Source organism: Xylanibacillus composti, from assembly GCF_018403685.1.
GTDB classification, from domain to species: domain Bacteria; phylum Bacillota; class Bacilli; order Paenibacillales; family K13; genus Xylanibacillus; species Xylanibacillus composti.
On record NZ_BOVK01000015.1, the window covers coordinates 47,921 to 74,885 of the forward strand.

Consider the following 26,965-nt stretch of genomic DNA (forward strand, 5'->3'; position numbering starts at 1 on the left):
AACGGTGCAACAAGATTATAGGGAGGGAGTTTTTTGAAGAAAAACAAAGTGGTTCACTGGATACATAAAATCAAAGACAAAATCCAAAATAGACGAAGAGTGGGGGACGTAACGAATTTGGAGGAGAGTAAAAAACAAAAATTCCAAAAGCTTACTCCGTTTAACTCAGTAGATTTGAAAGTATATAGGGATGCAATAAATTATATTTTTGAGAACCCTGAAGTTGTTAATGTTGCTATTTCCGGTTCTTATGGTGCTGGAAAAAGTAGTGTTATAGAATCATATAAAGCTTTGCATAAAGAATTGAAATTTGTTCATGTATCATTAGCACATTTTAAAACCTCTGAAGAAGATGATGAGCAGGAGATAAAAGAATCTATATTAGAGGGAAAAATATTAAACCAGCTTATTCATCAGATACCATCAGATAAAATTCCACAGACAAACTTTAAAGTTAAACAGAAAGTTAAAAATAGAAGTATTATAATCATTGCTTCTTTAATCATGTGTTTTTTATTGCAATAATGCACATAATTATGTTTGAACAGTGGAGTAGCTATATTATAGGGTTGCCGGCTTCATGGTTGGCTACCATATTAGAATTTACTATTAATGAACACGCTCCATTAGTTAGTGGAATTATAAGTGTATTAATACCGTTCAGACTTCTTTATAAATTGATAAAAACTCAAATGAATCGCAATGTATTCAGAAAACTTAACTTACAGGGAAATGAGATAGAGATTTTTGAAGAGAGTGACGAGTCCTATTTTGACAAGTATCTTAACGAAGTTCTATACCTTTTTGAAAGTGTGGAAGCAGGTGTAATTGTATTTGAAGATATGGATCGCTTTAACGCAAATAGGATATTCGAACGTCTTCGAGAGATAAACACTTTAGCCAACATTCAGCTTAAAAAAGAAGATAAACCTCCAATTCGTTTTTTTTATTTGTTAAGAGATGATATTTTCATTTCAAAGGATCGAACAAAGTTTTTTGATTTTATTATACCGATAGTACCCGTGGTAGATAGTTCTAATTCATACGATCAGTTTATATCTCATTTTGAGGATGGGGATATTTATCACAAGTTTGATGAGAATTTCTTACAGGGGCTCTCACTTTACATTGACGATATGAGAATATTAAAAAATATATACAATGAATTTGTGGTTTACAATGACAGGCTTAATACAACAGAACAAGATTGGAACAAAATGCTTGCGATAATAGCATATAAGAATCTGTTCCCCAGAGATTTTAGTGATTTGCAGCTTAATCAAGGGATGGTATTTGCACTGTTTTCTAAAAAAGATGAGTTTTCTAAAAAGGAGATAGAAAGACTTAAACAATTAGCTGAGCTAAAGAAAATTGAGATAGAAGACGTGAAAAAGGAATATTTGATTTCCATTGAAGAATTGCAAGATGCTTACAGAGCAAAGTCTTCAAGAATAACAAATCAGGGGAATCCTCGGAAGTTACGAGATGAGTATGAACGAGAGTACAAAGAAGTCTTTCCTGTTCGAAAGAAAACAGTAGAGATAGGGAGAGATAACAGGATTAGTGAATTAGAAGAAGAACTGTTCAAGATAGAACGAGATATAGTTTTTACACAAACTAAGCAACTTAAAGAAATAATAAACAGAGATAACATTGACTCCATTTTCAAAATTACAGTGAAGAACGAGATCGGTATAGAAACTAATTTCCATGAAATAAAAAGTAGTGAGTATTTTGATTTATTAAAGTATCTCATTCGGAACGGATTTATTGATGAATCCTATCAGGATTATATGACTTATTTTTATGCGAATAGCATTAGTCGCGTGGACAAAACTTTTTTACGTAGTATTACTGATAAAAAGGCCAAAGAATATACGTATCGTTTGAAAAATCCAAAGTTGGTGACAGCCAGGCTTAGGGAAGTCGATTTGGATCAAGAAGAGGCTCTCAATTTTGACTTGTTTGAATATCTATTGCAAACAGTTGAAAATCAGAAATATCTTAATCGATTTTTAAATCAACTCCGAGAAACGAAAAACTTTAAGTTTATTGGAGCTTATTTTGATACAGAAAGAGAAACAGAAGCCTTTGTTAAATCTATGAATAGAGAATGGTCCGCTATGTTTCAGCTAATTGTACAAGATAGGCGTCTGACCGATAAACAAATCAGGTTATATTCTATTTATACGCTGTACTATTCAAGCGATCAAGATATTCAAGCTGTAAATATTGATAACTCCCTAACGCAGTATATTTCAGAAAGTATTGATTACTTGGATATAAACGAACCTAGGTCAGATAGATTAATTGAGCGTTTTAAGAAGCTAAATGTTTCATTTATTATAATTGACAAGGCAAATCCTGAACTTTTAGAGAAAGTTTATAGTGAGTCATTATTCGTTCTTAATTTTGAAAATCTGGTGCTTATGTTAAGATCGTTCTATTCTATAGAGAATGAAGAGAACATCCTCCATAGAAATTATTCTTTAGTACTCTCTCGTCCTGACTCACCGTTAGCTCAGTACATACATAATCATATATCTGATTATGTTCATATTATTTTAGAAAATAGCAGGCAAAAGATTGATGATGACGAAAGTGCTGCACTAGAAATACTAAATAACGATTCGATACCACTAGAGCAGAAAAAACAGTATGTTCAATATCTACAGACTTGTATAGTGTCAATAAGTTCAGTTGATGACCGCGATCTTTGGAAGGATCTAATATACAGACGATTGGTAAGTTACACAGAGCAAAATATCATTGATTACTTTGAACATAATGAAACGCTAACTATTGAATTAATAGGCTTTATAGATGACAATAACTCAACATTGAACTTTACTAGCTACGAGGGTGACTTAGAGAAACTTTTTAACGAAGTAATTGTGTGTAATAAGCTTACAAATGAAAAGTACAACGAGATTTTGACGACCCTTCATATTCCATACGATGTTTTCAATGTTGATGGAATCTCTGATGAAAAGTTTCGTATTATTGTGGATAAAGAAATTGTACCTATGAATTTGGAGTCATTATCCTTTATAAGAGAACAGTACTCTAGTCAGACTTTTTATTACATCAAAAGAAACCTTGATGACTACGTCAATTTAATGACCCAAGAATCATTCTTAGTTGAAGAGATGCTCGAAGTCATTTCGTGGGATATAGCAGATAAATTTAAACTTCAACTTCTTGAATTTACTACAGAAAAGCTAACTATCTTAAACAGGAATTATTCAGATACTGTTAATGCTTATATCCTAAACCATAATATTGATCCTGATGATCTCCCTCAGTTGTTCTCAACATATCGGAATTGGAATACTGAGATTCAACGAATAATAGTTGAATTAGCTAAGGGGAAAATCGAATTGATTGTTACTGAGGGAATTAAGATCTGTCATTCATTATTAAAAGTACTGCTTTTAACTGAAGATCTGGAACTTAATGAAAAAATTACTTTACTAGCCTTATCATTGAAGGATATGGATCGGGATACTTGTCAAGGATATCTTAAAGAACTTGGTCTGATAGAGTACCAAAAGATTTTTGAGCCTCGTACCAGACCTAGATATGAGATAAACGAAGCAAATGAACAACTTTTAACTGCATTCAAACGGAAGGGTTGGATTTCAGATTATACAAGAGATAACGATGAATATTATAAGGTTATTAGAAATAGAGAAAGAACTTATTTGCTTTAGGAGCTTCTTGCTATCAATGCTCTAACTCGCCATACTCCTGAACTTGAAGTGCTGGAGCATCAACAAACCGCATATTCGGAACGAAGCACCGGTCGTATTCCGAATACCGTAGCTTAACGGCTTCAAAAAAGAAGGGCATCAGCTCATTATCAAAAAGATAATAAGGGCTGTATTGATAAACTTGTTGCTCGTCCTCGCCCGTATAGCCAGAATAAAGATTGAAGGCTAGGCGGGTGAGGCGAGAGGAAGTACCTGTTTGCCAACCTTCTTGAAGTCCCTCCAAACGGATGCTGTTTTCTTGGTAGTCATATACGTCATGAATGTGGCGACGAGTTTCATCGGTAAGACCGAGCAGGTAAAACAGAGCTTTGCGATAAGGATCATGTTGGCGATTGGCACGAATCACGTTACTTTCATAAAATTGCTCATGTGAAATATCTTTGAAAATTCTGGGCATGCTTATTCCTCCGTTTCATGGTTTAATGCAGATGGCTGCTGAGAAAAATACAATTTCAAAGCTTTGTCGATAATCGCTTCAATTTCGGCTGGTTTGGTGTTAGCAGAAAAGTATTTGGTGTATATTTTGTGCTTCAGCTTAAATGGCACTGGTACTTTGCTACGTGGTTTGCGAGTAGCTTCACCAGATAAGATTTTGTTTGCCTGTTCAGTAGTGAGCTTCCCACTGTGCATTCGTAGCAATTCAGCCTTTTTCATGTCCACTTTAAATTCGTTTTGCGATAAAGCTTGTTCGACTAAAACCTGTTCAGACTCAGCCAGGTAGGATAAGCTGACGGCTGGATAAATCCCAATTTCGCCATCATCCACTCGTTGCTTCAGTTCAATAGTTAAATGGTCAATGCGAAGCAATCGAGCTACTGTATTTTTGGATAAGCCATATTCGTTACCAAGTTTTTCATCGCTGCGTGACTTCGCCCCTATTAGGGTCGAAGTTGCACTTTCCTTGATATACTGCGGGTTTTCCAGCTCCTGAAGTTCCCTAATAATGTCGTTTCGCTTTCCCTGAGAGAACATTTTGGAATAGCGCAGAGACAAAACCTTTGCTTTTTCAGATGGGAGCATTTCGCTGAACGAGCGCTGTAAGACGTTGGTTTCTACGACATACATCAATGCTTCTTCGTTCGATAAACTTTCTTTGACAATAGCGGGTAAATGCTCCAATCCGATCATTTGAGCGGCATTCATGCGATTGTGACCAGCCAGCATTTCAAACTCGTAGCCATGCTCATCTACTTCAATGCGGCGGACAATGACCGGAACAAGGATGCCATTCGTTTCAATGCTGTTTGCCATATCAGCCAGCCGTTCGTCCTCATAGAGTCGAAAGGGATGGTTATGATAAATTCTGATTTTACTTATGGGAATAACCTGCAATCCGTTTTCGCTAGTAGAACTGATATCTGACTGTTGTTCAGACAGTAGCAGCAACTCGTCGATGCTGGCTAGCTTCGGTACAGGACGTTTAGCTGCCATTTACCATCAACTCCTTCGCCAGATTTTGATACGCAATCGCTACTTTGGATTGGGGGAGAAATTCGATAATGCTTTGACTATAAAAGTTTGCTTCGCCTACCTTAACGGACAGTGGAATTTGAATGTCGAAAATACGGAACGTTTCACGGTAATACACTTTGACTAATCGAAAAGCTTCTTTATATAAGTTGGTTCGGGTATCGCACATCGTCATTAAAATGCCTTCAATACGAATGTGCGGGTTGATTCGTTTTTTGACTTTTACAATGATCTTGAGTAATTGAGTTAAACCTGTAGCCGACCAAAGCTGCGGATTGACTGGAATCAGTACACTATCACTGGCCGCTAAAGCATTAATGGTTAGCAGACCGAGCGAAGGATTCGTATCAATAATGATGTAGTCGTAGCTTGATTTCATTGGTTCCAATAAGGAAGCCAATGTTTTTTCACCGCCCATTTCATCCCGTAGGTTGATTTCGGCAACAGACAGTTCAATATTGCTTGGAATCAGGTCGATGTTTCCCTGCGTATGAATGTATTCTTCGGGCGACGGAAGCGGCTCGTCCGTCATCATCGCATTCATGATGTTGAACATGGAGTAAGGGAGTTTATCTGGTTGTTCGATGCCAAAGCACATCGTGAGATTCCCTTGGGGGTCAAAATCGATCAGCAATACTTTTTCTCCTTCATTAGTTAAAGCATAAGCCAAGTTGTAGGCGGTGGTTGTTTTGCCAGTACCACCTTTTTGATTAGCGATCGTGATTACGGTTGTTTTCCTCATTTCAATTACCCTCCTCGAAGCTGAGGCTTCATTTTTTATTGTCAATGGTAGGGAGCGGGCTGTTCTGTTATCGTTCTCTCCGAGTTCTTCCCAACGTCCCAAAATGGTTTCATTTTGGGACGTTGTTGGGAAGCCTTGCGGCGCTTGAATTCAACGGAAAAACCCGCGAAAAACCTTGATTCTACAAGGCTTTTCGCGGGTTTTAGATTCCTCTTCTTTGACTTAGGTTCTGCTATATTCCGAGTAACATGTGCGACTCAAAATCCGTTTCCCGCAAGGGAGTGGGGGTTCAAGTCCCTTCACCGGCACTACTTTTATAAATAGTTCATCGGAGATCGTTCCTGATGAGCTTTTTTTATTTTCATTACTTCATTCACTGTATCTGCTGAAGATATCTTTGAACTGTATTCCCAGTGTGAGTTCATTCGTGATCTATGCTTCCGCTATGTTGTCCAGACTCGTCGTGGACGAATACCGGAACCGTACGATTGCCGTCTTATTCATGTATCCGATCAACCGGAAAAAGCTGCTTCTATCCAAATTGCTGATTGTATGCGGATTGACCTTTATGTTCATTATCGTATCGACAGTACTGGTCTCGGCAGGCTTCCACTTTGTCAATGAACGAGGGGTACTCGCACCGGGACCGCTGACAGCGGATATCATCGCAAAGCAGTCGCTGCAACTCGTCGTAAATGCAGTTTCATCGGCAGGGCTGGCTCTTATTCCGTTGTTATTCGGGTTTCGCAAAAAATCGGTGCCGACCACGATCATCTCCTCCATTCTGATCGTCACTCTCCTCTATGCGGGCAACAACGGAGAAAGTTTGGGCACTATTATCGCCATACCGATTGCACTCGGGCTCATCGGTGTATCGATCAGTTACATGCCGATCCGCAGGGTGGAGCATGATGATCTGTAAGTTGAAGACAGCTTATTTATATCAGTCAGAACGGTTTATAAATCCTTATGCACTGAACGAATCGAAGCGCAAGGAAGCTTAGAACACGAAAAGACGTCAGATGGAGAATCCTAATGCCTCCTTGTCCGGAATAATGGTGAACAATGAGAAATAGGGGGTGGAGAAGTGTGCCAGTAGGACAACTGGCTTGACCTTCTACGAAAAAAGCAGGCGGTCAGTGGTGGAAACCAATCATCGAAACCTATTCGAATATCCAAACATGCGCATCTAATTGGCACTTTCAGACAAGCTGAGAGTGCCGTTTTTCTATGTATCAAGCAGGTTTATGACCATATCGAGCTATTTTTCAACGATCACTTTTATGCCATACTGAGAGAGAGAATAGAAAAAAATAGGAGGGATGTCAACAAACTAATAAATGATTGAATGAATAACAAGGGAGGAATGGTTAGTGAAAGGCAAGTATGCGTTAATGCTTGCACTGCAAACTTTTAATTTCGAGCTCACGCTGCTAAACAATTACGCCAAACAATGTTCGGAGTGCTTTGAATTCATACAAGCCAAACTGGATGCCCTTTGCCGCTATATTATGTGCGATGGCAATCATATCGTCTGGGAGCAGTGGGGACATCTCCAGGAAATCGTTGAGCTTGTAGATCAACTTCGCTTCACCAGCAATCAGGCGCTTTGCAATCTGGAGAAGTTCCAGAGTCAAAAGCTGCTAGAGCAGAAAGAAAGCATGAGTGAGTATTTGTCCATGCTTTCTATGGCAGTCAAACAAGAAATACCGAATTTCCATCTCCAGCCGAACTCGCGCATCTTGTTTATCGGCTCCGGGTCTTTCCCTATTTCTCCTTTGACCTTATCGCGAGAAACAGGAGCAGAAGTGCTGTGTGTAGATATTGATGAGGAAGCGGTATTGTTTGGCACCAAGGTTGCGGACGCACTAGGTATGCAGGATAAGGTTCGTTTTGTCGGGACATATGAAGAGGGGTTGGCCTACATTCGTCAAGCGACTCATATTTTTATTGCTTCTCTGGTGGAGAGGAAATATGAATTGCTGGAGATGCTGAAAACCGAGCTCCCCTCGAACGCCATTGTTATTTTACGATATGGAAACGGATTAAAGTCCCTGTTCAATTATCCGTTCGAAATGGGCTTGGCAACCGGGTGGCAGTTGACTTCTTTATTAAAGCATGACGGCATCTATGATACGGCGATTCTTACAAGCAAGCCAAGCCACGCGAAAGAGGTGCAATTCAGTGAGGCATGAATCCAAGCCGGCGATCTTTGGCAATACCTTAATTATCGGCGCAGGTCCGGCCGGTATTCATGCGGCTGTAAGCTGGAGTCGCGTTTCCAATCGCATAGGCTTGCTGAATCGGGAAGGGGAACATGCTCGACAGGTGAGGAAGCTGCTGGCAGACGCTGATTTCCACGTGCAATGCGATGTGCTTGTTTCGGGAAAGGAGCAATTATCCGGCTCGGCCAAGATCCATCGCTATTATGAAGGGTATCAAGAACTTGATCCTGATTGGGACACCGTCTTGTTGTGCACGCCCAGTGATCATTACGGCAGAATACTGGGGGAATGGCCCGGGGAGATGAGGAGAAAGGTCAAGCAGCTGATCCTGCTCTCGCCGGGCATCGGCAGCAACGCTTTGGTTCAAAGCTTACTGGGAGAGCACGCCCAAAGGATAGAAGTGGTAAGCTTGTCCACGTATTATGCAGCTTCGAAGTTCATGAATGCTCGGGCTCCACTTACATCGGTGGTCAAGGGCATCAAACGCAAAATTCGCCTTGCCTCCGGCAGAAGGGAACGATCCGTATGCATAGCTGTAAGCGAGCTCATTCAAACGTTGGGTGTGCAATGTGAAATTGTCGATACTCCGCTTGAAGCTGAAAGTCACAGCATCACAACCTATGTACATCCGCCGCTTTTTATGAATACGTTTTCCCTGAACGAGATTTTTTCATTGTCCAAATCCTCAAAGTACATGTACAAGCTGTATCCCGAGGGCCCTATAACGCCCCATGTCATGAGGAGCATGGTTCATTTGTGGAAGGAAGTATCACGGGTTCTTCAGAAGCTGGAGATTCAACCGGTCAACTTGTTGAAGTTCCTGAACGACGATAATTATCCGGTTCACGAACAGAGCATCAGCAGAGCGCAAATCGAGGAATTTCCATCGATGGATGCGGTCATGCAAGAGTACCTGCTGTACGTAAGATACAGCTCGCTTTTAATCGATCCGTTTTCTGCACCGGATGAGCAGGGAAGATACTATGATTTTTCCGCTGTTCCGTATAGACAGGTGGTTCTGGACCGTGACGGCTGCTGGCAAATTCCTCGCGTACCGCATGAGGATTACTACAAACTGAAGGTGCTGTGCGAGGTCGCGATTCGGCTTGAAGTACCCATGCCCCAAGCCAGAAGCCTGATCGAGCAATATAGAAACAAGCTCTTCTCTTTCTTGGCGAGCGAGGGGACAGGCCGGTACCATCCGGATTTTATAGAAGACCATGCAGAAGAGCAAGCAGCCGCAGTGCTCAAGACAACTCATAGGAATGTCCAAATCGCAGGGGAGTAAAAGAAGCAGCTGATACCAGTAGCTGAAGAGCATGCGGAAGAAAGGAGGAGTAAATCATAAAATGAATCGAAAGCGCTGTCATACATTTTGGTTAAAGAGCAGCATGGTCTGCATGGCATTTGTTCTGTTCCTGACAGCATGCGCTGCGGAGGGACAGAATCAGTATCCTGCAGCCGCAACGACGGGGCCAGATCAGTCAGGCGAAGGCAAAAGCATAACGATTATTCACAGTCTCCCGGTTGATACGCTCGATCCGCATAACGGCTGGATATCGGTTCGTGCCGGCGTTGCGGAAACTCTGGTGCGGCTCGACGAGAATATGCAGGTCACACCGTGGCTGGCTGCCACGTGGGAGGCGAAGGATCCGCTGACCTGGGTGTTCACGCTGCGCGACAATATCCGCTTTCAAGATGGAACGAAGCTCGATGCTGCTGCGGCAAAGGCATCGTTCGAAAGAGGGATTGCCGACAGCAGACCGCTTGCGGCTTCACTGAAAATTGCTTCCATTGAAGCGAATGGTCAGGTGCTGACGTTTCGAACGACGGAGCCGCATCCCGCGTTTCCAACCGAGCTTGTCCATCCAACAGCAAGCGTCATCAGCATCGCAGCCGAAGAGGCGTCAGGAAAGGAAGCCTTCAACAAGGCCCCCGTAGGGACGGGCCCGTTCAAAGTGACAGGGTTCATCCCCGGCAAAGAGGTCACACTCATTCGTCATGAGCATTACTGGGACGAGTTGGCCAAACTGGAAGAAGTGACAATTCAGTTCAATGCCGACGCCAACGTAAGGACGCTGGCTTTTCAGTCCAAACAAGCAGATATTGTGTATCATCTTGCCCCCGAATCTCTAGACTTGATCGAGAAGGACCAAGAGCTTGACGTTGAGTCCGTAACGAGCTTGCGCACGCATTATTTCACATACAATCCAGCCAGCGATCATGTGGCGGATCTTCGTGTGAGACAGGCGTTGGACAAGCTGATTGACCGCGACGCGATCGTGGAAGAGATTATGCTCGGCCACGCGATGCCTGCCAACGGCCCGTTTCATGCATTGCTGCCGTTCGGGAGCAAGAAGGCTGCACAGAAGCTGGATCCAGACGGAGCCTTGAAGCTGCTGGAAAGTGCCGGCTATACGAAAGGCCCGGCCGGTATATGGGAGAAGGACGGCAAGCCGCTTAAGCTTAAGCTGATTGCGTTCACAGGTATTAATCCGGAGCTCCCGCTTATCCCGCTGCTGGTCCAATCTGAGGCGGCAAAGGTTGGCATTGCGATCGAGATCGTATCGGTGGAATATCCCGAAGTATACATCAAGGACAATACGGACTGGGATATGTCAACTGCAAGCTATCTGACTTCGCCTCGCGGTGACGGAGGATCGTTTTTAAATTCGGCGTATACATTGGGAGGCTCCTATAACCCTGCCCATATCCATCTCGAAGAACTGGAAGCGATCCTTCGCGAGTTGAATGATACGAGGGATGTTCCGAAGCGCCATGAGTTGACCCGAAGCGCGCTCGAGATCATCCATGAAGAAATGCCGCACTCCTATATTATTCATCCAAACATCTTGGTAGGCATTCATCAGCGAGTAACCAATTGGAAGCCGGGAGCCGAGGAATTTTATATAGTGACGAACAAGCTGGATGTGCAGTGACATGTTGACACAATTGTCCGGCCGATTTGTCCAAATGGTGATCGTGTTGTTTTTCTTGAGTGTCGTCACATTCGTCATGATGAAGCTGGCACCGGGCGATCCGATCTTGGCCATCTTGCTCGCTAGCGACGGTGCGCTGTCGCAAGCTGAACAAGAGGCGGCCCGCGAGGCGCTGGGATTGAATCGTCCTATTTATGAACAGTACGGAAGCTGGCTGCTAAAAGTTGTGCAGCTTGACTGGGGGCAATCGCTGACAAGCAACCGGGAAGTCTGGGACATATTGATGGAGCGTCTGCCCGCCACGATTTATTTGACGCTAGGATCGGTGGTGGTGCTCATGGTCATCGCTTTTCCGCTTGGAATATTGGCTGCGAAATACCAGAACAAAGCCCCGGATGTATCCAGTCGGATTATCGCACTGCTTGGCGCATCCATCCCCAGCTTCTGGCTCGCATTACTATTGATCTATGTGTTCGCATATCAATTAAATTGGCTTCCGACTATGGGAAGCGGTACATTGCGGCATCTTGTCTTGCCATCGCTGACCCTGGGGTTTGTGATGGCACCCGAATACATCCGGTTATTGCGAGCCGGATTGCTCGATACTCTCTCGCGGGATTATATCAAAGCTGCAAGGGCCAGAGGAATTTCCGAATGGCGCATTATGCTGCGCCATGCGATGCGAGCCGCACTGCTCCCGATTGTTGCGGTGTCCGGGGTCAGTCTGGGTTCATTGTTGACCGGATCGGTTGTCACGGAATCCATATTCGGTTGGCCGGGGCTGGGGAGTCTGGCTATCGAATCGATCCGTCTGCGCGATTATCCGGTAGTTCAAGGATATGTTTTGTTCTGCGGCGTTTGTTTTCTTATGGCCAACTGGCTGTCTGATGTCGGAGCGGCTGTGCTGGACCCCCGCATCCGAATGCGGGGAGGTCGTCGTCCATGAAGTCATCCCCATTGCTCTCGGCGGGCTTGGTTCTGTTTGGATTGTTTTCTGTGCTTGCGATATTTGGCACATGGCTGGCTCCAAACGATCCGGTGCTTATTCAAATGTCTGAGCGCTTGCGGCCTCCGAGCTGGACTTACCCTTTAGGGACGGATCATCTGGGCCGCTGCATCCTATCGAGATTGCTGGCAGGCACCCATACCACGCTGGGCCTCTCCGTGGCAGTGATTGGCGCCGTTGCCGCGATCGGTGTCCCGATCGGTTTCATATCCGGTTATAAAGGCGGACGACTGGATGCTTTGCTAATGCGGATGGCCGATGGCGCGGGAGCTCTGCCCGAGATATTGATTGCTGTTGCGGTGGCAGGTTTTCTAGGTCCGGGGCTGTTGAACGTCATGCTGGCCATTGCTTGTGTGAAATGGATTGCTTATGCGCGGATTGTTCGAGGGCTTGTACGATCTGAGCGGGAGAAAGAATATGTGCTCGTTTCGATTGTGTCCGGGAGTTCCGGCTGGACCATTATACGGCGTCATCTGATTCGGCACATTTTATCGCCCTTGGCCATTCTGGTTGCAGGGGATATCGGAAGAACCATTTTGCTCCTGTCGGCGCTGTCCTATCTGGGGTTGGGTGCACAGCCTCCTTCTCCGGAGTGGGGGGCGATGCTGAATGACGGACGCTCGTATTTCCAGGCCGCTCCCGAGTTAATGCTGTATCCCGGACTATGCATATTATTTGTCGTCCTGGCTTGCAATATGGCAAGCGACGGCTTGAGGGACCTGCTTGATGTGCGGGCAAACAGCAGGGTGAACGAAATTTGAAGGTGAGGTGATTGCAGTATGCAGAAGACGAAGGAGAAGAACAGCCGCTTGCCGCATACGGATGCGGGCAGAAATCGGTTGAGAGCTCGCGAGGAAGCGCCGCCGGTTCTTCGCGTCGAACAATTGCAGGTTGCGGTTTCAGAACAGAATCAGAGCAGGCTGCTTGTCCAGAATATTTCATTTTCCATTCGCCAGGGCGAGATGCTGGCGATTGTCGGTGAAAGCGGCAGCGGAAAAAGCGTAACAGCAGCGGCAATTGGGGGATTGCTGCCCAAGTCGCTTCGCTCCTCCGGGCAAATCTGGCTGCATAACCGGAGCTTGCATGAATGGCATGCTGATGACCGCAAGCGCTTACGCGGCCAAGAAATCGGGTGGGTATTCCAAAACTACAAAGGAAGCTTTACACCGTTTATGAGAATAGGGACGCAGCTCATGGAACTGGTGCGCACCCATGAACGGCTGAGCAAAAAGGAGGCCAAGGCGCGTGTCTTCGATTGGCTTGAGAAGGTCGGCCTCCCCCCGAAGCGCGTGTATGAGAGCTACCCGTTTCAACTCAGCGGGGGACAGTGCCAGCGGGTAGCATTGGCCGCAGCCTTAATGCCTGGGCCTTCCTTGTTAATTGCCGACGAACCGACGACTGCGCTGGACGTATTGACGGGAGAGCGGGTCATGGACTTGATTGCGGCGCTCCAATCCGCCACTGGATGCGCAGTATTATTTATTACCCATGATCTTAGGCATGTTTGGCGGAGGGCCGACCGGGTTGCGGTGATGAAAAACGGAGAAATGATCGAGTCAGGCTTGGCATCCCAGCTTCTCATCCGACCAGCGCATCCCTATACGCGCAATTTGCTGGCTGCTTCTCCGCGGCTTGCGGCGCCAGGCAAACCGGATGCTGTATTCCCTGCCGCCGCTTACAGGGAGGAGAGCTTGTATGTCTGAGTGTCTCAAGGTGAGTCATCTGTCGAAGCGTTATGCCAGGGGCAGGAACGATGTGGCTGCAGTTGATCGCGTGTCATTTGTGATCAGGTCGGGCGAATGCGTCGGCCTGGTCGGTGAAAGCGGCAGTGGCAAAAGCACCTTGGTCAGACTGCTCTTGGCACTCGAATCTCCGGACCATGGCGAAGTGATCTTCCAAGGAAGGCCCTTAATGCGGACGAACCGGCGAGAGCTGCGCCGGCTTCGGCAGCATATTCAAGTTGTATTTCAGGATTCCACAGCTTCACTCAATGACCGTCTGCCGGTATGGCGCTCTGTGCTCGAGCCGTTGGACAATTATGTTCATGTCCAACCTCCTTTTTTTCACGGAGCGCGCTTGTCCAGAAGAGAGAAGGCGGAACGGCTGTTGAGTATGGTAGGGCTGACAGCCGAACACATGGATAGTTATCCGCACGAGCTGAGCGGGGGACAAAGACAGCGAGTCTGCATTGCACGCGGCATTAGCCTCTGTCCACAACTGCTGATATGCGATGAGCCTACCTCCAGTCTGGACGTCACGACCCAATGTCAAATTCTGCATTTACTCCAAGTCTTGCAACGGCAATTGAACATGTCCGTTCTGTTTATTTCTCATGATCTTGCTGCTGTGGTTCAGCTCTGCCATCGCCTGCTTGTCATGCGTCAGGGACGAATTGTGGATGAATTTGCAGCGGACGAGCTGTGGCTGGATGAGCGCCACCCCTATACGAAGGTTCTGATATCCGCTTCCCAATAGCGGAAAGAAAACTGAATCCCGGTAGCATGGAGGAAAAAGATGAAAAATGGCATTGGGTTCGCTCTGCTCTCAACGTTTGTCTTCAGTGCGATGAATGCGCTTGTCAAAGAGGCCAGCGCCACTATTCCCGCCGCGGAGATCGCTTTTTTTCGAGGGCTGATCGGCACGATTCTGATTTTGTTCTTTATGCAGCGAAGTCGAATTTCCTTCTCCAGGAACGGCGTGCCGATGCTCTTCTTCAGAGGCGCAATGGGAGGATTTTATATGCTGGCCTTTTTTTATACTGTGGCATATATGCCTCTCGTCGATGCAAGCATTTTGGCTCAGACGTCGCCTGTATTTGTTGTATTGTTGTCCGCTATTGTGCTGAAGGAGAGGCTTAGCGACAAAGCGAAGCTGTTTGTGCCGGTCATCCTTGCGGGCGCGATGCTCGTCATCAACCCCTTCCAGTATTCCAGCTTTTCCTGGGTGGCGCTTGTGGGACTATCCGGTGCATTGTTTGCCGCATCAGCCAGCTTGTCCATCCGTTACTTAAGCAGAACGCATCCCGCTTATGAGATCGTTTTTTATTTTGTAGCAACCTCAACAATTGTGGCTGTGCCGTTTATGTGGAACGAATTCGTTGTTCCGGATGTCAGGGGGGCTCTTTTGCTTTTGGCTATTGGTGTAGTTTCGCTGCTGGGGCAATTGTTTCTGACCAAAGCCTTCACGCATGAACATGCGGCGGTTGTGCAAGTTGTCAGTTATGCGGGGCTGATCATGAACGCCCTCTTTGGCTTTATCTTTTGGCAGGAGGTTCCAGGCTGGCTCGCCGTGGCAGGCGGGAGTCTGATTGTTTTAGGCTGCATAGGGTTGTCGACGGCCAGAAAAACCGGCCGGATCAAAGAGAGGGGACTCGAATCCTAGAAGGGGGAAAAGGATGAGGCAAGACCGATATTACGATGTGTGGTGGCGCGAGGGCGATCAGAGCATGGAGGACTCGCACCTGAAGCATTGGAAATGGATTCTTGAACATATCCCGGAAACCGATTTGCAGGCATGCAGCGTGCTGGATTTCGGTTGCAATCAGGGAGGCTTTTTGCGCCTGCTTTACGAGCAGCGGCCATTCAAGGAGGCGGTTGGTACAGACTTGGCCAGGCAATCCATTGAAGTGGCCAACCAAAGAAAGGGGAGCTTGCCGATCTCCTACGAAGTGACTTCCGATCCGGATCAGTGGGAGAGCCGATTCGATCTGGCATTTAGCCTCGCGGTTCTTTACTTATTGGATGACCTTGGGGAACATGCGCGGAAGATGAAGGCTTGTTTGAAGCCTGGCGGCGTATACTATGCGACTTATGCGGATTATCCGAACAATCCAAGCTTTCCGCTAATCCGGCAGAACATTAATCAGAATTCGGCACTGCCATTGCAGGAGCATTCGCTGGATGCCATCGCAGACGCATTTTTCAAAGAGGGCTTTCAGGTCGAAATACGACGAATGATTCCGTCCGGCTTTGTCGCACTGAGCCCGGACAAGAGCTGGTATCAATGTATCGCCGACAAACTGCTGTATACATACGAGCAGGCTTATATTTTTCGATTGATTGCGCCTGCAGCAAGATGAGCGCATCTTTAATGATGCTGTAAAAAAGACAATCCCGGGAGTCCAAGACTGCCCGGGATTTCATCGTGTAGGGCTTTTATACGAGCCATACACGGCTAATGATAACCAGAAGAATGAACAACACGAGGATAGTGCCCGTAGTGGTGTAACCGTAGCCTGCTGCTGCACCCATGTGACATCCTCCTTTCCACTTTGGATACTATACCCTATGTCTTTCGCGGATGAACGGTATAGACATCCGTCTTGGCACAGAGAGATTGGGCGCTTCCGTCATGGTCACACAGTGGGCTGAGGAGCGAGTGGTCCGCAGTCTGAGGACAACCTAGACCAAGGTCCAGTCGCAATTACCGACGGCGGTCCGTTTTGACGAAATGCCGGATCGTCTACAATAAAGTCAAGGAAAGCGAACAAGAACATTAAAGGCGGTGAAACAAATGGAACTCTCCAAAAGAAACATATGGGCATTGATTCTGATCGGATTGGGACTTCTGATTATACTGAATCGCTTTGGCTTGGGACTTGGTCCTCTGATGGGCTGGATTATTCCGTTAGCGCTAATCGGTTTGGGGTATATCGGGATCAAGAACAACCGGAGCTTCTTCGGATGGGTGCTGCTGATTATCGGTTTGATCAGCCTGCTGGGCAAATTTGCAGGTCTGATGGGCTTGATTATCGCGGTCGCATTGATCTGGTACGGCATTTCGATTCTGAGAAAAGGCGGTAGAGCCTACTAGTCCAAACGAAATAGATGAAACCTTAAGGGAGGAAAAGGATAGATGAGTGTGATGAAACGTGTACGGGATATCTCAGTTGCCACATTGAATGACAGGCTGGAAAAATCGCAAGACCCGGTGCGGATGATCGACGAGTTCTTGTACAATCAGCGTCAGCATATTCAAGAGACAGAGAAGCTCATTCAGCAATGCGCCCAGCATGCCGCATCCATGAGGCAGCAGGCACTCAGCGCGGAGCAAACGGCGGAGAAGCGGGCCGAGCAGGCCAAGCTCGCGCTGAAAGCTGGCGAAGAGCATGTGGCCAGAATGGCCTTGCAGGACAAAATTGCGAACGAGGAAAAAGCGGAACAGTTCAGACAGCTCTACGAACAAGCACAGCATTCCTTGCTGGAGCTTGAGGAGCAGATGCACCAGCTGCGAAGCGACTATCAGGAAGTGGTCGGCAAGCGCCAATATTATGCGGCTCGTCTGGAATCGGTTCGGCTTCGGCAGCGGATGAATGAACGAATGTCCGCAGGAGGCGGGTTGAGCGGCAACGTGTTCCAGCGTCTGGAGGAGAAGATCTCCGATCTGGAGTTGGAAAGCCGGTCCCTCCATGACCTGAGGCAAGCCGGGCGGGAAGCGCTGTATCGCGCAGGCAGCCAGACTCAAGCATTGCTGGAGAAAGAGCTGGCCCGCTTGAAGCAAAAACTGCAGGAAGGGGAGCGATAAGCATGATGAAGTTGTATCGGTCGCAGCGGGATAAGAAACTGTTCGGTCTATGCGGCGGCATTGCTGAAGCGCTGAATGTAGATTCGACATTGCTGCGGCTGGTGACTGTAGTGACCGCTGTATTTTCGGCAGGGACTGTCATTTTGCTATACGTATTGGCTTGTCTGGTTGTGCCGAAAGAACCTGTGAGCGACATGGGCTTTGGCCACAATGCAGCATACCCCGGTTCCGGTTACAACGGGCACTATCCCCCGTCGGGACGGCCTGCTTCCAACCAGTATGCCGCTCCTGCGGAAGAGCCGGGTTTGGACGAAATGATGAAGGATATTGAGAAGAAAGCCATGTGGAAAGAAATCGAAGAACTTCGGGCCAAGTTGGCCAAATACGAGAAGGGAGACGTGTAAACAATGGGAGTATTCAAACGGATTGGCGACATGACGAAAGCAACGATTCATGAGGTATTGGACAAAGTAGAAGATCCGATTGTCATGCTGAATCAATATTTGCGCGATATGGAAGAGGAAATTGCCAAGGCTGAAGTGACCGTCGCGAAGCAGATCGCGAACGAGCGCAAGCTGAAGCAGCGCTTGGATGAGGCTGTACGCGCCGCAGCGCAGCTGGAGCAGCAAGCGCTGGAGCATGTGCAGGCAGGCAACGACGAGCTGGCCAAGCGGGCATTGGAAGAGAAGCTGGCTGCCGACAAGAAAGCATCGGATTATGCAGAGATGCATCACTCCTCCAAGACGAACGCAGATGAACTGACGAAGCAGCTTCACGAAATGAAGGATGAGTTTTATCAAATGCGGAACAAGCGCAACGAGCTTGTCTCGCGAGCACAGGTAGCCAAAGCGAAAAAACAGATCGCCCAGGTTTCGCTGAGCCAGTCGATCGAATCCGGACATGCATCGCGCGGATTCCATCGGATCGAGGAGAAAATCATGCAACTCGAAGCAGAGGCGGAAGTGGCCCGCACGCCTTATCGCGCGGAGCTTTATAAGGAAGGGACGCTGCGCCCGGAACTTGGCGCCAAGGTAGATGTGCAGCTGCAGGAGCTGAAGCAGAGAGTAGCGGGCGTCAAGCTAGACGCAACCGCACCAACGGCTGCGGCGGATGTAAAGTCTGAAACAGAAGTAAAATAATCATCTTTCCAGCTCTTTTCAGCTGTGATATTCTTAGAAGGGATAAGCCATAAAGCGGCATCCGCCGCTTTTATGGCTTTTGCTGGTCTTAGAAGGAGGTGGAGACGACGTGGAAAATCGAAAACGAAATACAGCACTTGTGTTGATTGTGGCAGGCGCTTTTTTGCTGCTAGGGCAAATGATCGGATTTTTCACCGTTTCCGCCTTGATCATATTGTGGTTGGGCGTGCATAAGCTGCGTCATGGCGAAGAACGGTCAGGATATCTGCTCATTGCCCTGAGCGCCGTGATGCTGCTTAGCTCCCATTTTTCCCTAATTCTTGCCATCATCTTGATTTCACTCGGCTTCTTCTATATTCGTTCGAGACAAATCCAACCGAGCGAGTTTTACGTTCAGAAGCAGAACATCCTGCAAAGCTTGAAATGGAATAAAGATCCGTGGATTTTGCGAAGCATGAGTGTATGGTCGGTCATAGGCGAAATTCATATCGATTTGTCGCTCGCGCTGCTGGAGGAAAATGAGGCAGTCATGGTCATGCAGGGTGTGATCGGGGACATTGATATTATAGTTCCGGAGGATTTGGGCGTAATTGTGCAGTCTACGGTTGTCTTTGGCCAAACGAACATTGGCGATGAACGCGAAGCCGGATTAATGAACAAAATATACTGGAAGTCGCCGCAGTATGAGCAGTGCGAATACAAAGTGAAGTTTGTCCTCTCCTATATCGTAGGAGATGTGGATGTTAAGGTGATGTAGGAAGGAGGGATGCGCGATGAGTCGGGATACCCGAAAGCTGACGAATATGATTTGGCGAAGCATGGGTGAATTTATGATCCTGGGCATCGTCCTGCTAGGCATCGTTCTGTATCTGCTGTACACCTACCAGTACTTAAAACCATTCGTCTCTTGGGCTTCGGCCATCCAGCATACCTCCATGCTGATAGGCATTACACTCCTTCTGGCCGGCGGTTATGGCTTCTGGTACAGCAGCAAGATAAAGCGCAGGCTGGAGCAGCTGCACGATTCCATGCTTTGGCTTGAGAAGGGGAACCTTTCGCGGAGCGTGCCGGACTTGGGCGAGGATGAAATCGGCCGCCTGGGCGAGCAGCTCAACCGTATTACCCGCAAGTGGGAAGAGCAGGTCGATTCCTTGCAGCGGCTGTCTACCAACAATGCGCAGTTGACCGAACAAGTTCGCTTTTCTGCTGTGACCGAAGAACGCCAGCGTCTGGCTCGGGAGCTTCATGACGCCGTCAGCCAGCAGCTATTCGCCATTTCGATGACGGCAACGGCCTTGGGTCGGACGCTGGAGAAGGACTTCGACAAGGCGAAACGGCAAGTGTCCCTGATTGAAGAAATGGCCTCGGTGGCGCAATCGGAAATGCGCGCTCTCCTTTTGCATCTGCGTCCGGTGCATCTGGAGGGCAAGCGGCTGTCGCAAGGCCTGAAGGAGCTGCTTCTGGAACTGAAGGCGAAGGTGCCAATTGACATCGCGTTCGACATGGACGAGTCCATCCAGTTGAGCAAGGGCATCGAGGATCATTTGTTTCGCATCGTGCAGGAGGCGCTCTCCAATACGCTTCGCCATTCCAAAGCGGATAAATTGGAAGTGCGGCTGAACCAGCGAAACGAAACCGTCCGTTTATCCGTAAAGGATAATGGAGTCGGCTTCGACCTGGATCAGCAGAAGCATACGTCCTATGGTCTCGTCTCGATGAAGGAACGGGTCATTGAGATTGGCGGCGATTTGAATATTATTACTGCGCCCGGCAAAGGCACGCGTATCGACATACGTGTCCCCTTGGTGCAGAAGATTGCAGAAGAAGGTGGAACGGATGAACGCGGAAAAAGCGATCAAAGTGCTGCTGGTGGATGATCACGAGATGGTGCGTATCGGACTGGCCGCCGTGCTCAGTACAGAAGACGGCATTGAAGTGGTAGGAGAAGCAAGCAACGGCCTGGATGGCATCAAGCTGGCCCAGCAGTACAAGCCGGATGTGGTGCTGATGGATCTCGTGATGGAGGGCATGGACGGAATCGAGACGACGAAGCGGCTGCTTCAGGCTGAGCCGCAGATTAAGGTCATTGTCTTGACCAGCTTCCTGGATGACGAGAAAATATACCCTGTCATCGAAGCAGGCGCATTTAGTTATTTGCTGAAAACCTCGCGCGCACAGGAGATAGCGCAGGCGATCCGTGCTGCCGTGAACGGTCAGCCGACCTTGGAATCTCAGGTCGCCACCAAGATTATGAATCGTTTCCGTCAGCCGAAGCCGGAGAAGCTGCCTCACGAGGAGCTGACCGAGCGCGAGATGGAGGTGCTGAAGCTGATTGCCAGCGGCAAGAGCAATCAGGATGTGGCGGATGAACTGTTCATCGGCATCAAGACGGTCAAGTTCCATGTGACCAACATATTGGCCAAGCTTGGTGTGGAGGATCGCACGCAGGCCGCCATTTATGCTTACAAGCACGGACTTGCCGACTCGTAAACGCAACCCAGCGGGGCGGAGTCGGGCCCCGCAATAGGAATCGGACGATTTTGCCAAACACCGCATTTCGGGGTAAGGTATAAATCTATTCCAAACTGGCCAGCCTGTTTACTAGATTGATAGATTCGGATGAACAGGAGCGATCATGATTATGAATGGGCATGGCGTATGGAGTAAATATGGCAGAGGGATGGTTGCGGCTCTGGCGATTGTGATAGCGGCAGTCATTGTCAAGGATGCGACAGGTCAAGCGAAAGCTGGAGAGAGCTTGCAGGATCGGGCGGAATTGCTGGTTGTACTGGCGGAACAAGTGCTGGAGGGCGAAATCACCTATGCGTTGGCCTATGAGACAAAGGTTGCCCTGCAGGACGGACAGAGCGCAGAAGGCGTTGAGCAGCAGCTGCGCGCAGTTGCAGGAGAGGAAACGGCAAGCGACATCATCGTCACAAGTATGCCGAAAGCAGCGCATCTGTTCATTCGGCTGTACGGCGCAGATGCCGGTCAGCTGCTGAGCAAGGCGCTGGAGATGGAGCGCGTCCTTGCATCATCCGGCTGGCTGGACAGTGAATGGCAGATTCGAGCGGACGGCAAAGCTCACGCGCAAACAACTGAGGCGATGGAAGCCGGCAATCTGCAGCAAGCCGCTGAAGGGCTTGGCAACAGCCGGACGATTGATCAGTACCGGGACGAACAGTCCATCATTACCCGCTATTTCGCCGAAGGATTGGGTCGGGGCGTTGTTTCCGGCGGTGACGCAGGTAATTTGCAAATCGCCCTCCATCGGCATTCCGAGTCGGGACAGTGGACTGCCGCGCTGGCTACTCCTATGCTGACAGGCGAATTCTAGGCGCAAATTCCGAATATCATCAACAAGAAAACCGCCGGTTGTTGAATCGGCGGTTTTAGATATGCTACACTTCAAACAGAAGGAAACTGCTATCATGCATGCGGTTTAAATACATAGAGAAAGAAGTTGAGTCTTGATGGAACAGAATCAAACCAAGCCACTGGAGGGAACCCTTCTATTCATATTCGGAGCGACAGGAGATTTGGCCAAGCGCAAGCTGTACCCGGCTATATACAGCTTGTATCGCGAGGGCAAGCTTTCGGACAAGTTCGCCGTCATCGGGTTGGCGAGACGTCCGAAGACGAACGACCAATTCCGTGAGGACGTGAAGCAGTCGATTGCCGAATTCTCCCGCTATCCCAATGACGAGGACAGCGATTGGCCGGCCTTTGCCGCGCATTTTGAATATATGTCGCTCAATACGAATGATGTCGAGGGCTTTCGCGAGCTGGAGAAGACAGCGGTTGGACTGGAGGCTGAATTCGGCCTGTCGGGAAACCGCTTGTTCTATTTGGCGCTGGCTCCGGAGCTGTTCGGACAAGTTGCCCATCATCTGCGTGACGGCGGGCTGTTGGCCGGCAACGGCTGGAAGCGGGTTGTCATTGAGAAGCCGTTCGGGTATGATTTAAAGTCGGCCCTGGCCTTGAACGAAGAAATTCGCAACGTGTTCGAGGAGAAGGATATTTACCGCATCGACCATTATCTGGGCAAGGAGATGATCCAGAATATCGAGGTCATTCGCTTCGCCAACGCCTTCTTCGAGCCCTTGTGGAATCGGCACCATATTGCCAACATCCAAATTACTTCAAGCGAGACGGTCGGCGTAGAGGATCGGGGCGGATATTACGATAATTCCGGGGCGTTGCGGGACATGGTCCAAAACCATATGCTGCAAATGATCGCCATGATGGCAATGGAGCCGCCAAGCCGCAATGTGTCCGAGGATATTCGCGACGAAAAAGCGAAAGTGCTTCGCTCGCTTCGCCTCTACGGTTCCCATGAAGAGGTAGCGCAGCATGTGATCCGCGGACAATACGGTTCGGGTGCAGTGAAAGGCAAGAACGTGCCGGCTTATCGCGACGAAGAATCGGTCAATCCGGCATCCACAACTGAGACTTTCGTTGCTGCCAAGGTGATGGTGGACAATAACAGATGGGCAGGCGTACCGTTTTATATCCGAACAGGCAAGCGGATGCCGGTGAAGTCTACGGAAATTGTGGTTGAATTCAAGGGTGTGCCCAGCGCTACGCATAAGGCACAGCAGCATGCGCTTGAACCGAATCTGCTTGTGTTCCGGGTGAATCCTATGGAAGGCATCTACATCAAGATCAACGCGAAGAAGCCGGGAACAGACGGCGTGCTTGTACCAGTGGCAATGGATTTCTGCCAAAGCTGCCAAGTGGGCTGGAATACGCCGGAAGCGTATGAACGCTTGCTCCATGATGCCATTCGCGGGGATTCGACTTATTTCACGAGGTGGGATGAGGTTTCCCACGCGTGGGCGTTCACAGACCGGATTGCGGAAGCCTGGAGCCATGACGAGCAGCCGCTTCATACGTATGAAGCCGGTTCCTGGGGGCCTGACGCAGCCCATGGCTTGCTCGCTCGCGACGGGTTCAAATGGTGGCCGGTGAACGGCCAGGACGAAAGCGACGTCGTCTGGGTCACCAACCGTTCGGAGTAACGGCGCACATCCAGGAGAGAAGGGAAAGGAATACACGCATGACAACGAAGCTGGATCAGGAATTATCCCAAGAGGTAAGCAGGCGGCGGACGTTCGCCATTATCTCTCACCCGGATGCGGGGAAAACAACCCTCACGGAGAAGCTTCTGCTGTATGGCGGAGCAATCCGGGAGGCTGGGTCGGTCAAGAGCCGCAAGGCCGCCAAATTTGCAACATCCGACTGGATGGAAATTGAGAAACAGCGCGGCATCTCTGTTACATCGAGCGTGCTGCAGTTCGACTATAAGGGGCATCGCATCAATATTCTGGATACGCCTGGTCACCAGGATTTCAGTGAAGATACGTATCGCACCTTAACCGCGGCGGACAGCGCGGTCATGATTATTGATTCGGCCAAAGGCGTGGAGGCGCAGACGAAAAAGCTGTTTCAAGTGTGCAGCGCCCGGGGCATTCCCATCTTCACCTTCATCAACAAGCTGGACCGGGAAGGACGTGATCCGTTCGAGCTGCTGGAGGAAATCGAGCAGGTGCTTGGCATACGCTCCCACCCTATGAATTGGCCGATAGGCATGGGTCGTTCGCTCTGCGGCATTTATGACCGGCATAAGACGCAGGTGGAATTGTTCGACGAGGACGATCATGACAGGATCGATTTGCGGCCGGTCAGCGGTTACGATGACGAAGTGATTATGAAGATGGCGGGCGAGTCGCAATTCAAGCAGCTCGGGGAAGAGATGGAGCTGCTCGATGTTGCGGGCGACCCGTTCGATATGGAGAAGGTGGCGAAGGGAGAGCTCACACCAGTGTTCTTCGGCAGCGCCATCAATAATTTCGGGGTTCAGACCTTCCTGGAAAACTTCCTGACGCTGGCTCCCGCTCCCACTCCGAGAAAAAGCGACAAGGGTGATGTGACGCCAACGGACAGCAATTTCTCCGGCTATGTGTTCAAGATTCAGGCGAATATGAATCCTGCACACCGTGATCGGATTGCGTTCCTGCGGATTGTTTCCGGGAAATTCGACCGCGGGATGTCGGTCCGCCATGTGCGCGTTGGCAAGGATATCAAGCTTTCCCAGCCGCAGCAATTTCTTGCGCAGGATCGGGACATCGTGCAATCGGCCTATCCCGGCGATATTGTAGGGCTATTCGACCCCGGCATTTTTCGGATTGGCGACACGCTGTCGGGCAAGGGTGAATTTCGCTTTGACGAGCTGCCAACCTTTTCGCCGGAATTGTTCAGCAAGGTTACGGTGAAGAATGCCCTGAAGCACAAGCAGTACCAGAAGGGACTCGACCAGCTGGCTGAGGAAGGGACCATTCAGGTGTTCACCTCGGTGGGCTTCGAGGATATCATTCTCGGTGTTGTGGGCCAGCTGCAGTTCGAGGTATTCGATTATCGCATGAAGCACGAATACGGTGTGGATATTCAAATGAGCCGCATGAACTACCAATTTGCCAGATGGATTGTCGGCGAGCGGATTGACCCCGGGAAATTCCGCATTAATTCCTTGTTGGTGAAGGACAGCCACGGTCAATATGTAGCCCTGTTCGAGAATGAATATGCGATGCGCACCGCCATGGAAAAGATGCCGGAAATTCAGTTTTTCGCAACCGCTCCGTAGCGGATAAAATTATGAATGGGAAGAGGAGGCGCCTGCTGCCAGGCGCACCTCTTTTTTTTGCGTTGGGAACGGGTTTATGGAGCCTGTTCGCGCTTGAGGGGACAGAGGCAACAGCGGTTTCGTCCCGCGGCTAGGTGAAAGACGAAAAAATCCGCTCCTTTGCCCGCAGAGGCAATCGGAAAGACGATTCAGTGCGCATGCTTAGCGTTTTGTTGCTTTTCCTGTGCCTTTCTGCCCTTGACAAGCTTGCGGCCGGGTGAGAGAATTACCTCGAAATCAGCGAGCAAACGCTTACAGATCATCCAAACATTCATTCAACAAATAAGGAGGCGTCCTTCATGGCTGTTGAGAAAATTGGTGTGGGCATGATTGGCTACAAATTTATGGGGAAAGCGCACAGTCATGCCTACAAGGATTTGTCGATGTTTTTCCCGCAGGCCATTCATCCGCAAATGCTGGTAATCTGCGGGAGAGACGAAACAGGCGTCAAGCAAGCCCAAGAGCAGTTCGGCTGGCAGTCCTGTGAGACCGACTGGCGCAAGGTCATTGCGAATCCGGATGTCGGACTAATTGACATTAACGCGCCCAGCAATGTGCATAAGGAGATAGCGATTGAAGCGGCTCGCGCGGGCAAACATGTGTTCTGCGAGAAGCCGCTCGCCCTGACTTTGGCGGACGCTCGGGAGATGCTCCGCGAAGCGCAGCAGGCTGGCATCAAGCATATGGTCGGCTTTAATTACAGGTTTGCTCCGGCGGTGCAGCTGGCACGCAAGCTGATCGCCGAAGGACGCATCGGGACGATCCGGCACTTCCGCGCCCAATTTTTGCAAGACTGGCTGACAGATGATCAGTTTCCGTTGGTATGGCGTCTTCAGAAGGAAGTTGCCGGGTCCGGCTCGCATGGTGATTTGAATGCGCATCTGATCGATATGGCCCACTTCCTTGTCGGCGGCATTGAAGAGGTTGTCGGCATGAGCGAAACTTTCGTCAAGGAGCGGCCGAAACCAGCGGCGATGTCCGGCTTGAGCGCGGCGGGAGCCGCCGGTGGCGAGAAGGGCGAGGTAACGGTGGATGATGCCACCTTGTTCCTGGCGCGCTTTGCCAATGGCGCACTGGGCAGCTTCGAGGCAACGCGCTTTGCCGCCGGACGCCGCTGCGCCAATACCTTTGAAATCAATGGCAGCCTCGGCAGCCTGCGATTTGACTTTGAGCGAATGAACGAGCTGGAGGTTTACTTTACGTCGGATGAGGAGGACGTGCAGGGCTTTCGCCGTGTGCTGGCAACCGATCCGGCGCATGCTTATGCTGAAGCATGGTGGCCGCCAGGCCATACACTCGGCTATGAGCACACGCTCATTCACGAGGTCGTGGAGCTGATGGAGGCGATCTCGGAAAATCGTCAGCCGGTGCCGAATTTTGAAGACGGGGTTAAGTGCCAGCAAGTGCTGGATGCAGTTGAATTGTCCGTTGCGGAACGCCGCTGGGTGAAGGTGCAGGAATTGTAA

25 protein-coding genes and 1 pseudogene are annotated in these 26,965 nt (G+C 48.9%); 22 read left to right on the forward strand and 4 right to left on the reverse strand.

Going from position 1 to position 26,965, the window contains the following annotated elements:
• Window positions 1-99 precede the first annotated feature (99 nt).
• A pseudogene (locus XYCOK13_RS05920) lies at window positions 100-3,713 on the forward strand (YobI family P-loop NTPase).
• Between the two features lie 13 nt (window positions 3,714-3,726).
• Here the strand turns inward: XYCOK13_RS05920 and XYCOK13_RS05925 are convergent.
• From XYCOK13_RS05925 to XYCOK13_RS05935, 3 genes are read right to left on the reverse strand one after another with little or no spacing between them, the layout of a single operon-like run.
• Window positions 3,727-4,170 carry a DUF6075 family protein gene (locus XYCOK13_RS05925; RefSeq protein ID WP_213410962.1) on the reverse strand — a complete coding sequence of 148 codons (444 nt, stop codon included), beginning with the start codon at window positions 4,168-4,170 and terminating at the stop codon, window positions 3,727-3,729.
• Window positions 4,171-4,172: 2 nt separating this feature from the next.
• On the reverse strand, window positions 4,173-5,204 hold the full coding sequence (locus XYCOK13_RS05930; RefSeq protein WP_213410963.1) for a ParB N-terminal domain-containing protein: 1,032 nt from the start codon (window positions 5,202-5,204) through the stop codon (window positions 4,173-4,175).
• Entirely contained in the window at window positions 5,194-5,985 is a 792-nt protein-coding gene (locus XYCOK13_RS05935) for a ParA family protein (RefSeq protein ID WP_213410964.1), read from the reverse strand. Before XYCOK13_RS05935 ends, XYCOK13_RS05930 begins: the two co-directional genes overlap by 11 nt.
• A 427-nt stretch (window positions 5,986-6,412) precedes the next feature.
• On the opposite strand from XYCOK13_RS05935, the gene XYCOK13_RS05940 reads away from it, so the two are divergent.
• From XYCOK13_RS05940 to XYCOK13_RS05985, 10 genes are all read left to right on the forward strand, one after another.
• Window positions 6,413-6,907 carry an ABC transporter permease gene (locus XYCOK13_RS05940; protein ID WP_213410965.1) on the forward strand — a complete coding sequence of 165 codons (495 nt, stop codon included), beginning with the start codon at window positions 6,413-6,415 and terminating at the stop codon, window positions 6,905-6,907.
• Between the two features lie 451 nt (window positions 6,908-7,358).
• The gene (locus tag XYCOK13_RS05945; protein ID WP_213410966.1) at window positions 7,359-8,180 is read left to right on the forward strand and encodes an SAM-dependent methyltransferase; all 822 of its coding nucleotides are present in this window, start codon (window positions 7,359-7,361) and stop codon (window positions 8,178-8,180) included.
• Window positions 8,170-9,498, forward strand: a complete 1,329-nt coding sequence (locus XYCOK13_RS05950; RefSeq protein ID WP_213410967.1) for an opine metallophore biosynthesis dehydrogenase — start codon at window positions 8,170-8,172, stop codon at window positions 9,496-9,498. Before XYCOK13_RS05945 ends, XYCOK13_RS05950 begins: the two co-directional genes overlap by 11 nt.
• A gap of 61 nt (window positions 9,499-9,559) precedes the next feature.
• Entirely contained in the window at window positions 9,560-11,149 is a 1,590-nt protein-coding gene (gene nikA / locus XYCOK13_RS05955) for a nickel ABC transporter substrate-binding protein (protein ID WP_213410968.1), read from the forward strand.
• A gap of 1 nt (window position 11,150) precedes the next feature.
• On the forward strand, window positions 11,151-12,095 hold the full coding sequence (gene nikB / locus XYCOK13_RS05960; RefSeq protein WP_213410969.1) for a nickel ABC transporter permease: 945 nt from the start codon (window positions 11,151-11,153) through the stop codon (window positions 12,093-12,095).
• Window positions 12,092-12,916 (forward strand): nickel transporter permease, encoded by an 825-nt coding sequence (nikC, locus tag XYCOK13_RS05965; protein WP_213410970.1) that lies wholly within the window; start codon window positions 12,092-12,094, stop codon window positions 12,914-12,916. Before nikB ends, nikC begins: the two co-directional genes overlap by 4 nt.
• Window positions 12,917-12,934: 18 nt before the next feature.
• Window positions 12,935-13,858 (forward strand): ABC transporter ATP-binding protein, encoded by a 924-nt coding sequence (locus XYCOK13_RS05970; RefSeq protein ID WP_213410971.1) that lies wholly within the window; start codon window positions 12,935-12,937, stop codon window positions 13,856-13,858.
• Window positions 13,851-14,630, forward strand: coding sequence for an ABC transporter ATP-binding protein (locus XYCOK13_RS05975; RefSeq protein WP_213410972.1), 780 nt, complete (start codon window positions 13,851-13,853; stop codon window positions 14,628-14,630). Before XYCOK13_RS05970 ends, XYCOK13_RS05975 begins: the two co-directional genes overlap by 8 nt.
• A 39-nt stretch (window positions 14,631-14,669) precedes the next feature.
• A complete protein-coding gene (locus XYCOK13_RS05980) occupies window positions 14,670-15,536 on the forward strand; it encodes a DMT family transporter (protein WP_213410973.1) in 867 nt (288 codons plus the stop codon).
• Window positions 15,537-15,549: 13 nt separating this feature from the next.
• Window positions 15,550-16,233 carry a class I SAM-dependent methyltransferase gene (locus XYCOK13_RS05985; protein ID WP_213410974.1) on the forward strand — a complete coding sequence of 228 codons (684 nt, stop codon included), beginning with the start codon at window positions 15,550-15,552 and terminating at the stop codon, window positions 16,231-16,233.
• 76 nt (window positions 16,234-16,309) lie between these two features.
• On the opposite strand, the gene XYCOK13_RS05990 is transcribed toward XYCOK13_RS05985, so the two are convergent.
• Entirely contained in the window at window positions 16,310-16,405 is a 96-nt protein-coding gene (locus tag XYCOK13_RS05990) for a YjcZ family sporulation protein (protein WP_213410975.1), read from the reverse strand.
• 262 nt (window positions 16,406-16,667) lie between these two features.
• On the opposite strand from XYCOK13_RS05990, the gene XYCOK13_RS05995 reads away from it, so the two are divergent.
• The 11 genes from XYCOK13_RS05995 to XYCOK13_RS06045 all read left to right on the forward strand — a co-directional run bounded on the left by XYCOK13_RS05995 (window position 16,668) and on the right by XYCOK13_RS06045 (window position 26,965).
• Window positions 16,668-16,967 (forward strand): LiaF transmembrane domain-containing protein, encoded by a 300-nt coding sequence (locus tag XYCOK13_RS05995; RefSeq protein ID WP_213410976.1) that lies wholly within the window; start codon window positions 16,668-16,670, stop codon window positions 16,965-16,967.
• Window positions 16,968-17,009: 42 nt separating this feature from the next.
• A complete protein-coding gene (locus XYCOK13_RS06000) occupies window positions 17,010-17,678 on the forward strand; it encodes a PspA/IM30 family protein (RefSeq protein WP_213410977.1) in 669 nt (222 codons plus the stop codon).
• Between the two features lie 2 nt (window positions 17,679-17,680).
• A complete protein-coding gene (locus XYCOK13_RS06005) occupies window positions 17,681-18,082 on the forward strand; it encodes a PspC domain-containing protein (RefSeq protein ID WP_213410978.1) in 402 nt (133 codons plus the stop codon).
• A 3-nt stretch (window positions 18,083-18,085) separates the two neighbouring features.
• Entirely contained in the window at window positions 18,086-18,817 is a 732-nt protein-coding gene (locus tag XYCOK13_RS06010) for a PspA/IM30 family protein (RefSeq protein WP_213410979.1), read from the forward strand.
• A gap of 109 nt (window positions 18,818-18,926) precedes the next feature.
• Window positions 18,927-19,574: a cell wall-active antibiotics response protein LiaF gene (gene liaF, locus XYCOK13_RS06015; protein WP_244865026.1), complete on the forward strand. Its 648-nt coding sequence runs from the start codon at window positions 18,927-18,929 to the stop codon at window positions 19,572-19,574.
• A gap of 16 nt (window positions 19,575-19,590) precedes the next feature.
• Window positions 19,591-20,694, forward strand: coding sequence for a sensor histidine kinase (locus tag XYCOK13_RS06020; protein ID WP_244865027.1), 1,104 nt, complete (start codon window positions 19,591-19,593; stop codon window positions 20,692-20,694).
• Entirely contained in the window at window positions 20,654-21,307 is a 654-nt protein-coding gene (locus XYCOK13_RS06025) for a response regulator (protein WP_213410980.1), read from the forward strand. Before XYCOK13_RS06020 ends, XYCOK13_RS06025 begins: the two co-directional genes overlap by 41 nt.
• Window positions 21,308-21,452: 145 nt before the next feature.
• Window positions 21,453-22,154, forward strand: coding sequence for a hypothetical protein (locus XYCOK13_RS06030; RefSeq protein WP_213410981.1), 702 nt, complete (start codon window positions 21,453-21,455; stop codon window positions 22,152-22,154).
• A gap of 136 nt (window positions 22,155-22,290) precedes the next feature.
• Window positions 22,291-23,838, forward strand: a complete 1,548-nt coding sequence (gene zwf / locus XYCOK13_RS06035; protein ID WP_213410982.1) for a glucose-6-phosphate dehydrogenase — start codon at window positions 22,291-22,293, stop codon at window positions 23,836-23,838.
• 38 nt (window positions 23,839-23,876) lie between these two features.
• Window positions 23,877-25,460: a peptide chain release factor 3 gene (locus XYCOK13_RS06040; RefSeq protein ID WP_213410983.1), complete on the forward strand. Its 1,584-nt coding sequence runs from the start codon at window positions 23,877-23,879 to the stop codon at window positions 25,458-25,460.
• A 338-nt stretch (window positions 25,461-25,798) separates the two neighbouring features.
• Entirely contained in the window at window positions 25,799-26,965 is a 1,167-nt protein-coding gene (locus tag XYCOK13_RS06045; protein ID WP_213410984.1) for a Gfo/Idh/MocA family protein, read from the forward strand.